The sequence below is a fragment of the Acetomicrobium sp. S15 = DSM 107314 genome, from assembly GCF_016125955.1.
GTDB lineage: Bacteria > Synergistota > Synergistia > Synergistales > Thermosynergistaceae > Thermosynergistes > Thermosynergistes pyruvativorans.
Genome location: NZ_JADEVE010000099.1, coordinates 1 through 392, shown reverse-complemented (window position 1 = coordinate 392; position 392 = coordinate 1). Strand labels below are relative to the sequence as shown.

Genomic DNA, 392 nt, shown 5'->3' with positions numbered 1-392 from the left:
ACGTAGAAATAGGTAAGTTATTGTCTGTAATAAAACAGTACGGCAATGAAAATATCCCCCTGATAATGGTCAGCGTTACAACTAAATCGGGAGGCGGGCAGCCCGTCAGCCTTCAAAACATCAGGGACGTCTCGCAAGTCGCCCGCAAATACGGCATACCCTTCTTTCTCGATGCAGCGCGGATTGCTGAAAATGCCTATTTTATCAAGATGCGCTGATCGTGGCCGTTGAGGGGCTTTCCCCCGCTGATTTCTATGATATGCGTTATAAGCAGGCCTTTGAAATGGTCAGCGATATGGTACGAAAGGGGAAGCCCGTAGATCATATCAATTTTTTTTAATAGGCGAACCGCAGGTAAATGGCGTATCGTTTGGTCGGTCAAGCTTTTGTGG

The 392-nt window shown here is 46.9% G+C and carries 2 protein-coding genes; both read left to right on the top strand.

Features of this window, described 5'->3' with window-relative positions:
• The coding region (locus tag EZM41_RS02830; RefSeq protein ID WP_232619003.1) for a beta-eliminating lyase-related protein at nucleotides 1-218 on the top strand (218 nt) is incomplete at its 5' end.
• Between the two features lie 2 nt (nucleotides 219-220).
• Nucleotides 221-340, top strand: a complete 120-nt coding sequence (locus EZM41_RS14555; protein ID WP_198469300.1) for a DnaB-like helicase N-terminal domain-containing protein — start codon at nucleotides 221-223, stop codon at nucleotides 338-340.
• Nucleotides 341-392: the final 52 nt, after the last annotated feature.